This window comes from Nostoc sp. FACHB-888 (assembly GCF_014696655.1).
In the GTDB taxonomy this organism is placed as follows: domain Bacteria; phylum Cyanobacteriota; class Cyanobacteriia; order Cyanobacteriales; family Nostocaceae; genus Nostoc.
In genome coordinates, this window is record NZ_JACJQM010000073.1 from 17,413 (window position 1) to 27,827 (window position 10,415).

Sequence of the window (10,415 nt, forward strand, 5' to 3'; positions counted from 1 at the left end):
AAGTTTAGTTTATTGGCATGGGGAAATGAAAATGTCGGGAAATAGTAGTTTGACGACATCTCTTGAGAGCGACATTTCAAGAGAGGGGCAGGGAACATCAGCCATCATTTACCTCCAAAAGCCGCCTTAACTCCTGCTTTAAAACCTCCGGATCTGGCAAATAAAGTTGATATCTTGACACAAAAAGCTGATTAGAAATACCACCCGTCGCATACTCAACCAAAATCTCATCCTTATCTCGCGCCAACACAATCCCTATCGGCTCGTTGTCATCCTTCATATTCTCCTCAGCGCGAAAATAATTTAGATACATATTCATCTGTCCAATATCCTGATGACTCACCGCTTGCGTCTTCAGATCGATTAAGACAAAACACTTGAGAATGCGATGATAAAACACCAAATCCACAAAAAAATGCGTGTTGTTTAACGTAATTCGGTATTGCTGCCCAATAAATGCAAACCCCTTGCCCAACTCAAGTAGAAACTTCTCCAACTCAGCAATTAAACGATTTTCTAACTCACTCTCACGATAATTGCGGTCTGGTAAATCCAAAAACTCGAACACATAAGGATCTTTGACCACATCCCGCGCCGACTCGATCCGTTGCCCATCCTTAGCCAGTGCCAAAATCTCTGCCCGATCCTTACTCAACGCCACCCGCTCAAACAAAGCCGAATCCTTCTGGCGTTTCAACTCCCGCACACTCCAGCGATCTTGGATGCACTGCTGCTCATAAAATGACCGCGCCAAATCATCGGAAATAGCTAAAAGCTCCGTATAGTGCGACCAACTCAATTTGCCAGACAGTGTTTGGCAATTCTCATAGTTCAAATAAAACAGACGCATATACTGCAAATTAGAACGGCTAAACCCCTTACCATACGTAGCTTTCAAATCTCGTGAAAGCACCTGTAACAACTTACTGCCATATTCTGCCCGTTCCTTGCCCGCTTGCTCAAACTCGACAATATAACGCCCAATCTGCCAGTAAGTTTCTACTAAAACTGAATTAACCTGCTCAAAAGACCGTTGTCGCCCCAACGCCAAACACTCACTAATGCGATCTAACAACTGCTGATATGAACCATCATTAACCGTTAAATCACTCATAACTCAAACCCCAACGAGAGCCAACTGCGTCTGAAATCTCCAAACAGTTGTAATAATGTAATTATGTAAATAAATACAAGTGTAAGAATGTAATTTATTACATTAGCTTTTTAGCTCCTCCTCAACTAGAGCAATCATATATTCCTTAATGGTCATGCCTTTTTTGGTAGCACGGATTTTAATCTCCTGGTGCTGTGCTGAGGTAACTTCAAAAGTAACTCGCTTGCTTTTGCCATTGTTAGCTTCTTCTATCTCTATAGTGCTAGGCGTTTCAGCACCATTGCGACTTTCCACCCACGCTGCTGCTTCATCTTTTACAGGCGTTTTCGGAACACCTGGCCTCAAGCTTAGTTTTTGTGATTTTTTAACTTCTGCCATGATTCGTTTCCTCTCTTGCTTCTAATATCTCCTCAACAACTGCTCGTACTTCATCACTGGCAGCACTTTTCGGGGCAGCCTCCAAAACAGTACTACCAATGTTTAAGCACTCAGCAAATGCTACCCTTTGACTTATTTGTGCTTTCAGCACTGGAAAGGGGTATTCTCCTAAAACTTCCGTCACCTCTCGCCCAAGAGCAGTGTTCGCTATTTTTCTGTTGATCAGAAATGCTGCTGTTAAGTCTGGTTTATATATAGTGGCCTCTTGTACCAGTTCTACTACCTCATGCACCGCCCACACGTCCAAGGGAGATGGTTGCACAGGAACCAGCACAAAATCTACTGCCATGATTGCTGATCTGGTTAAGTCAGAAACTCTTGGCGCACCATCAATAAAAACAAAATCATATCCCTGCGCTAATTTGGGCAATTCTTTATGCAAGATAGGGCGATCCAAACCAATAACGCTAAATGGAGCCTCACCATTACGTGCTGCTGCCCAGTCACGGGTTGAGCCTTGAGGGTCAGTATCAACTAGTAATACTCGATACCCTCTCATAGAAAAAGCATGAGCCAAATGGATAGATACTGTGGTCTTGCCACTGCCCCCCTTCTGGTTCAAAACTGCAATTTTCATAAATGTGTTTTTGTAAAAATGTAATTCATTAGGTGATGACAAATCTCAGAAAGTGGCAATACCAAGCTTAATCTCCAGATTACAAATTTACAAATGCACAAAATAACATTATTACAAATGTAATTAATTACAAATATACATCTAGAGCTAGAAATTGGCCATTTCTACAAGTCATGGAGTCTCAGTAGTGTAAAGTTAAATTAATTACACCATATTTTAAGTTAGTTGTAATTTGAAAGGAGAACTAAAGCATAGATTTAATCTTATGATTTCTTTGTTTAGCTATAAATTTATTGATGATAGTTAGGGTCAGTAAGAAATAAAAGTAAGAAAAAGTTTGATTAACAAGCTAAAAGGCTTGAATGATAAGGGTTTCAGTCGCCAAAGTCTCGCTCTTCTGTTGTCCGGTCGTAGCTTATAATTTTTCTTAGCGTACGATTTTCCTTTTTTGGCACGGTGATGCCATGAGCGACACCTCAGTAATCACGTCTGAAATCTTTGTTGCCTATTTGCAGTGTCCTCGCAAAGCTTTTCTGCTTTTATTTTCCGAGGACAAGGGGAAGCCTCATGACTATCCGCTGATTCTGGAAGAACGCCGCGAAAACAATCGAACCCAGTATCTTGAAAAGTTGCTACAATTCCATCCTGAAGGCAGGGAGTATGACACAAAAGCTTTCAGGAAGTATGAGTTTCTGTTTGATGCAACACTTAGGTCAGAGCAGTTGGAAGCTTACTGTGCCGTCTTGACTAAGGCGGATACTAGCTCGGCAAATCGTCGGATCAGCTACCAGCCAACAATCGTCACGGGCACTTACAGCATCACCCCTGAGCAGAAAGCGGAACTACTATTCGTTGGGTTGGTGCTGGGGCAGATTCAGCAGCAAGTACCTGTTTCGGGACAAATTGTGGGTATGGATGGGAAAGCTCACCGAGTTCAATTGGAAAGCGGCTATAAGAGCATCAAAGCATCGTTGAAAACGCTTGAAAACTGGTACAATAATCCATCAAGTGAGCCTCCTGCTTTAATTTTGAACAAGCATTGCACCTCCTGCCAGTTTCAGCAGATTTGCCGGGAACAGGCAGAGAAGGAGAATAACCTGAGCTTATTGGACCGGATGACACCAAAAGCGATTCAGCAGTACAACAAGCGCGGAATTTTTACAGTTCACCAGTTATCATATTTGTTCAGGCCCCGTCGCAAGCGGAAAAAGCAGAAGAATCCAGAACCCGTGAAGCACAGTCTGGAACTGCAAGCCCTAGCGATTCGGGAACAAAAGATTTACATCCAGGAGTTGCCAGAGTTAACTCGGAAGCCGATAGAGCTGTTTTTGGACATCGAGGGAATTCCAGACCAGAGGGTTTATTACCTGATGGGGCTGTTGGTGCGGGAGGGAGAAAATTACACCCAGCATTCCTTCTGGGCAGATGTTCCGAAAGATGAACAAACGATTTGGGAGCAATTACTTGCCAAGATTAATGAATTTCCTGAAGCACCGATTTATCACTACGGGAGTTATGAGCCGAAAGCGTTTCATGAATTAGCTAAAAGATATTCGACTGATATTGAGAAAGTCACAAAATATTTAATCAATATCAACTCATATATTTACGGAAAGATCTACTTTCCCATAGTATCAAATTCCTTGAAAAGCATTGGTGCTTTTATAGGCTTTGAGTGGACAGAATCAGGCGCATCTGGATTACAAACTCTAGTGTGGCGTCATCAGTGGGAAGTCGAGGCTGAAAATTGCTTAAAAGAAACGTTGATTCAATATAATATAGAAGACGTCTTTGCACTAGAACGCATTGTTGAAGTACTAGAAAAAATTTTTTTCGCCAATAATAACTTTCCTACGGCTAATGTCGATGAGATTAAGACCGAAAGCCATCTTAAGTGGGGAAAGACTAATTATCAAAGTAACGATTTTGAAATAATCAATAAATGTGCATATTTCGATTATCAACGAGATAAGATATACGTAAGAACCAATAAAAGATTAAAAAAAGTTGCAAAAGAGAAAAGTACTATAGTCAAGAAATTCAATAAAATTGATAAAACTATTATATTGCCGATTCAAGCCTGTCCAAAGTGTGGGCATGAAAATGTGCATAGGTTAAATTCCCCCGGCAAAGTTGTTATAGACTTGAAAATCATAAAAAATGGAATTATAAAATGGGTTACTCACATTAAAGGAAATCGCTTTATTTGTCCAAATTGTAAAACACAGTACTCTACCGTAAACCTCAAAGAGGTTAGCAAATACGGATCTGATTTAATAGCATGGTCAATGAATCAATATATAACTTATAGAGTTGGACTTAATAAAGTATCAGACATGCTCAAAGAAAATTTTAATGTAATGATACCTAGCAATAATATTTACCGCTATAAATCGGTTTTAGCCGAGAAATATAAAGCTACATTAACGGAAATTATGAAGAGCATAATCGAAGGCAATTTGATTCATGTTGATGAAACGGATCTAAGCGTCAAAGGATTTTCCTCTCCATATGTTTGGGTTTTTACTAATATGGATTCAGTATTTTATTTGTTTAAGCCTTCAAGAGATGCTAGCTTTTTGGAAGAACTATTGAAAGGATTTAAAGGTGTTTTGGTGTCGGATTTTTATTCAGGATATGATGCTTTAGATTGTTATCAGCAAAAATGTTTAATTCATCTAATTAGAGACTTAAATGGAGATATCTTTAAAGAGCAATTTAATAACGAATTGAAGGATATTGTAGTTTACTTTGGTAGATTGCTAAGGGAAATCATTGCTACTATAGATAGATACGGATTGAAGAAGCGAAATCTTGATAAACATAACAAAGATGTTGAAAAGTTTTACAAAGAGGTAATTGATAAAGACTATAAAACAGAAATTGCCAGGGCGTATCAAAGAAGATTTCTTAAAAACAAAGAAAAGTTGTTTACATTTTTAAATCATGATGAAGTTCCATGGAATAATAATAATGCAGAACATGCTATTAAACCATTTGCTAGATTCCGGCAGGATGCTGATGGGGTATTGACAGAAAATAGTATTAATCATTATCTTGTTTTATTAAGTGTCCAACAAACCTGTAAATATAGGGGTATCAGTTTTTTGCAATTTCTGCGATCTCAAGAAACAAGTATTGACAAGTATTCGAAGTTTTCTTGATTTTTAAATATGGTCTTCTATCTTGTAGGTATACCTGGATGCCTAAGCCAGGAAGTCACCAGGGGCAAGATAGCCTGAAAGTATTGTGGTGTCGGTGAAAGGATAATATTGCCGGAATGGCAAACTTATACTTCCAATTAACTTCGGCAAAATTATGGGTTCTTGTCAGATTTTGGTGATCATTGAAAGTTACGCACTTTAAGGCAGATGGCAGACGGCAGAAGGTTTTAAGACATTTTGTTATCCGGGCGAGGAACTTGTGACCTTTTGGGGGCGATCGCTTACAGCTTTCTTATATATAGTCATTGCGTTACACGTATGGGCTAATTCGTGTAATAAGAACCTCAAAGTCTTATCAATTCATTGATACCCCGGCGCTCATGCCGACAACTAACGCCATAAAAATACCCCCAGAATATGGGGGCTATTGATGTGGTTCATGTTCCTTAACGGACAGAAGAGAATAACTCTGGTTCGGTATAGAGATTTCTGTATATATGCCCATCTTACATGAGCTGTTGGTGGATGCCTGAGTGATTGCTGATTCTTCAAAATCGCTTCACAACAACTTATCAATAACTGTGCTTTTACACCGTTAACCATTGCTTATATTTTCCGAAAGCTTGTTCAAATGTTCAATCCGGCAGCAACCACGCCGCCATTGATCTTTAATCAAAGGATAATAACTAGCCCAAATACTTCCATCTGGGACTGAATATAAGAACGTGATTACAGCCTGTTGTGAGCCAAAGTTAGAGGTACTCACTTGGATCTCATCCCCAACAGTAAAAGTCTGTCCTTCACAGTTAGTTACTGTCTCTAATTTTTTATATGGTGGTATTCGTTTCTCTAGTTGCGGTTGTTTATTTTCTCGTTCTGGTTGTGCTAATTCTATTGCTTCGCTTAAAGAGTCTTGAGTTAATTCTTCTACATTAACTGTTGCCATCTCTGCGGTTGATGTCAAGTTAGACGAGTCTATAGCTGCATTTACTTTTTGAAGTCCAGCTTCAGAAGTAGCTTGAGGGGTACTGTTTGATGACTCCTCTTCTTTGCTTTGACTCTGGTTATTCAAAACGTGTAACTCAGGTACACTATTTTGATTTTCTTTTGGTGCGGTGGTTGATGATGATTCAGATGGTGCAGGGGTATCAGTAGTTTCTTGCTTGACAACACGTACAATAGCTGGTTTTTGAGGCGCAGAATTTTCTGGTGATGGTGAACTATTCGTTTTATTGGATTTACGTTTGGGCATAACTGATTATTTGCAGGGATACACTCTTTGGCATTAAGGAAATGATTAATAACAGGGTGATGATTACGCCTGCTATGTTGGATTAACTTCGGCTTGCTCGTGGGTATTTGATGGTGGCGTTGTTGATAAGTTTTCAGTTTTTGATTGCCTAGCACCCATATATTTAATGCATTCTCCTGATTGAATTACTAAGTCAGTCCCGACACGACGCACCTGAAAATTCCAGAAACACTTCACCGAATTGGGCGGTAAAAATCCTTGGAGTCTCAGTTTAAAATTTTTGGGAGTATCATTTATGCTCCGAGGCTCTTGCTGAATCTTGACTTCTACTATTCCTGAGTTAAAATCCTGATATACGACAAGACCTTGAACAGAAAAATTATCAGCTAGTGACTGAAATTCCGTCTGAACTGATTCGGTATCCTCCGATGGTTTCCTCACACTTATTAAACTCACATCTAGCCCTATGCCAGAGGTTTCTAATAGTGTTTTAGGGTAGACAGTCCACAAATAATTTTGTGATAAATCAAGTTGAGCTTGAACTACTTTCGATGCTCTTTTTTTGAGAGTAGCATTCAGTATTACACCATCAACAGTTATTAGCTGACCTTTATAAATAAGCTCCTGGTCAGGAACATATCTTCCCCATAGCCGCCCAATTGCACGATATTGTAGAGAATCTGTCGGCGTTATCGGTTGATTATTTGATGATAATTGCTGTGTATCGGTAGTAATGTTCATGCTTATACTATTCAATATGTAGTTGATATTTCTTGTAAAACTCAAAAATATTTTGGTGATATTTATCGAATCAAACCTCAATCATTCATCTAGACTACTATTACCACAACTCAAGTAACTTTCCTGCAATATCTACAAAGACAATCCTCTACTTCTTGTTTCACGAACAGGCTGTGTCTCTTGAAGTGGTTGTGTCTCCTGGAGGTATTCTGATAATACCTCTGATGCTTTGTGCCAAAGGTCAATATCTTCTCTCAACACTTCTCCGACATGAATTGGTGAATACTCTAACTTACTTTGAGAGATTTTATTAACCGCTACACGAAATATTTCACCCCTTGTATCATGTGTATACACTAATTCTTTACCCTGTTTTATCAAAGTAGATTGTTTAAATCTCAGACTATCTTCACCACTATCTTTGAGAATATGATTGGTTATTCCCACAGCGATAGGCACAGCTACAGTTAATAACTCCTGCCTAAGTTGCTGTTGGTCTGTGGGTGATAATTGAGATTTAAGTTGTTGTGATGCTAAATTAGATTCAGCAATTAACACCAATGCTCTAGCTTCCTCCTCGCTCCATAAAGCTGGGCTGGCTTTTAAAATTTCTTCAACCTCATGGGTTGGTTGACCATCGGTGAGAGCTTTGGCTGCAACTGCTTTATCTCGGTCTATGACTAATTCACGTTCACTACCAGTACTGTAATGCCTATATAACTCCAATGCTTGCTCAGAAGTTAGAGAAGATTTCATTTCAGACATAGATTCAGATTTGTTAGCAGACATTGGGAGATTATCTGTAGATTTAGTAGATAATGTGTAGTTGATTATCTGCTGATTATTTGCCATAAATTGAGCATTTTCTAGCATTTCAGTCAAGCGTTTAATCTCGCTGTCGTCCCGTTTGGGTTCATAACTTACCCCTAATTCCGTCTGAAGCTTTATAAAAGAACACTTATATTTATTGAGATTTCCTCCCTGTTTCCAAAGTAGACGAGGGCTACCATCTTCATTAACTGAACCTACATCAATACCAAACTTGATACCCCTTACCCTGCCATGACCGTAATAACTAACGACAGCTTTGACTTGATGCTCTTTCCATAACCGCTCAATTAACTGGGGCATCGTGGGTTTGTCTGCTGCTACTTGCTCAATAGCTCGGCGCATTATTTCTTCGCCTGGAAGCCCTAAAAGTTCGACCCGTTCAAGCTGATTACGAGTCATAGCTTTTTGCTTACTCTCCCAACTACTTTGGACTTGAGTTAGGTGAAATTCTCGCTCTATTAGTCGGGCAGAGTATTCAGAGTGGGCGTAATTATTCCAAGTGCGGATAGATTTACCATCTAGGTTATTAACTCTAGATGCAACAATGTGGGTGTGATCGTGTTCTTTGTCTGAGTGTCGCGCTATAAAGAAGTCATAAGCTGGTAGCTCAGTTTCGATAAAATCGTAAACTAGCTGTTTGAGTTTGCTGTCTGATATCCTTTTTTCAGGTTGTTTAACTTGAGCTTTATCACCTTGAAGCCGCGACAACACAATGACATTCGCAAAGTGCCGTTGGGATAGATTAGCTAATTCGTCATCATTTAGACTCCCATCAGCTTTAGGAATACTCAGCATTAAGTGATAGCACGGGTCTTTTAGCTGGGGGTTAAGATGGGCTGATAAGGTAAACTGCTCTACCAGTTCATTGGTACTTCTCCCGTACATATTCCCGCCAATAATTTTGGCTTTCTCTTTCTCTATTACATATTTAGTAGTGCCACGAAATGATTTGTTAGCCTTGACTTTGGTAATCATTGCCCTGCCCTTCTACCGATGCTTGAGTGAGTGATTGGCGAGTCTGCTCTAAAAGTGTGGTCAGTTCTTCAAGAGTTTTCAGATATGATTTCACCTCGTTAGTCAACGGTTGACTACCAATTTTTACAGCTTCGTTAATAGCTCTGGTCTGTTGGTTTAGATTGTTACCAATTTTCTTTAACTCATAGATAGCCTGTCGGTTGACTTCGGGAATGGTTAACTTAGGATGTGGTAAAGGGTAATCAAATAATCTTGCTCTTATATAGTCACTTTGTACTACTCCACTGCATCGCTGCTCTAGCCTCGCTTTTTCAACATAGCTAGCCCTAAACGTGATGGTTACTTCTCGCTTTTCATCTGGTGCTACTGACCGATTACTTAATGTGTCAGCTAGTTGATTACTGAGATTGATACGTGGGTCTGCTTGCATAAATAGTTAGGCGGAGAGCTATTTTTTTCTTTATTTTTCACCGGGTTATTCGCTGTAGCTGCTACGGCGCTTTGCGCCGAGCAGGTAGGCGAATAACCCGGAACCTCTTGTTGACTCATTTACCCCTTTAATAGACCTGTAAAAGGGGGGTTTGGGGGATACCCCCAACAAGCAAACACGACGCTTTTCCGTAGGAAAAGTAGCCCGAAGGGCGTTACGGCGTATTGCTTGCCTATGCCCTCACGACGGGCTAGGATAAACCAGAACCAAGGGGCACAACGGGAGACTGGGGGAGTACGAGACTTTGGCGAACCACGATTGACTCTGTGCAACAACCTCGGTTACACCGAGGGCAGGGTCTGTTTAATAATGCTGTCAACAGCCTTTGATACTAAGAATGTTGATTCATGGGTAACTGCTTTTTTAAACTAGTCTACCTCACGAGGATATAAACCCTTTTTTGTTGATATTCGTCACATCACGACAAGAAACTTAAACTTTTGATGACCGCAAGTTTTTTACAATGAAGTGATTTGTTATTACTGGTGGCTATGTCTCGTAAACCGAAAGCTGTTCCTTTATCAAAAATAGAAGATATTCAAACCAGTCTCAAACAAAAAGCGGCGACTCCTAAGACGATCAGCTTGTCAGATTTAGTCCTCAGTTTGGCTAAACCTATTCAGGATATGTTAGACGCTGGCTACTCTTATGAAGATGTTTCTGATGTGTTTAAAGGTCATGGGGTAGAACTGGCGGCCAGTGGTCTGAAGAGTTTTCATAAAAAAGCTTCAACATCAACTGACAATAATTTGAGTAATTCATCATCAGATAAAGCGGTTGAAGAATCAGTTAATTCTGACTCCGAGCCAGAATCAACTGATTCTTCAACCACA

Annotated in this window: 9 protein-coding genes; 2 read left to right on the forward strand and 7 right to left on the reverse strand. The window is 39.9% G+C overall.

The features are described 5' to 3' along the window. Positions 1-97 precede the first annotated feature (97 nt). The 3 genes from H6G26_RS28260 to parA all read right to left on the reverse strand — a co-directional run bounded on the left by H6G26_RS28260 (position 98) and on the right by parA (position 2,129). Positions 98-1,114, reverse strand: coding sequence for a PDDEXK nuclease domain-containing protein (locus tag H6G26_RS28260; protein WP_190733426.1), 1,017 nt, complete (start codon positions 1,112-1,114; stop codon positions 98-100). Positions 1,115-1,216: 102 nt separating this feature from the next. Continuing rightward, complete coding sequence (locus H6G26_RS28265) at positions 1,217-1,492, reverse strand: hypothetical protein (protein WP_190733428.1); 276 nt, start codon at positions 1,490-1,492, stop codon at positions 1,217-1,219. Further along, positions 1,479-2,129, reverse strand: a complete 651-nt coding sequence (gene parA, locus H6G26_RS28270; protein ID WP_190733430.1) for a ParA family partition ATPase — start codon at positions 2,127-2,129, stop codon at positions 1,479-1,481. Before parA ends, H6G26_RS28265 begins: the two co-directional genes overlap by 14 nt. Positions 2,130-2,593: 464 nt before the next feature. Between parA and H6G26_RS28275 the strand changes: the two genes are divergently transcribed. Continuing rightward, entirely contained in the window at positions 2,594-5,293 is a 2,700-nt protein-coding gene (locus H6G26_RS28275) for a TM0106 family RecB-like putative nuclease (RefSeq protein ID WP_190733432.1), read from the forward strand. Positions 5,294-5,888: 595 nt separating this feature from the next. Here the strand turns inward: H6G26_RS28275 and H6G26_RS28280 are convergent. The 4 genes from H6G26_RS28280 to mobC all read right to left on the reverse strand — a co-directional run bounded on the left by H6G26_RS28280 (position 5,889) and on the right by mobC (position 9,522). Beyond that, positions 5,889-6,545 carry a hypothetical protein gene (locus tag H6G26_RS28280; protein ID WP_190733434.1) on the reverse strand — a complete coding sequence of 219 codons (657 nt, stop codon included), beginning with the start codon at positions 6,543-6,545 and terminating at the stop codon, positions 5,889-5,891. A gap of 72 nt (positions 6,546-6,617) precedes the next feature. Then, on the reverse strand, positions 6,618-7,286 hold the full coding sequence (locus H6G26_RS28285; protein WP_190733436.1) for a hypothetical protein: 669 nt from the start codon (positions 7,284-7,286) through the stop codon (positions 6,618-6,620). Between the two features lie 132 nt (positions 7,287-7,418). After that, positions 7,419-9,092, reverse strand: coding sequence for a relaxase/mobilization nuclease domain-containing protein (locus H6G26_RS28290; protein WP_190733438.1), 1,674 nt, complete (start codon positions 9,090-9,092; stop codon positions 7,419-7,421). Beyond that, on the reverse strand, positions 9,070-9,522 hold the full coding sequence (mobC, locus tag H6G26_RS28295; protein ID WP_190733440.1) for a plasmid mobilization relaxosome protein MobC: 453 nt from the start codon (positions 9,520-9,522) through the stop codon (positions 9,070-9,072). The genes H6G26_RS28290 and mobC overlap by 23 nt, the downstream gene beginning before the upstream one ends. A gap of 551 nt (positions 9,523-10,073) precedes the next feature. On the opposite strand from mobC, the gene H6G26_RS28300 reads away from it, so the two are divergent. Further along, positions 10,074-10,415: hypothetical protein (locus H6G26_RS28300; protein WP_190733442.1), on the forward strand; the 342-nt coding region annotated here is incomplete at its 3' end.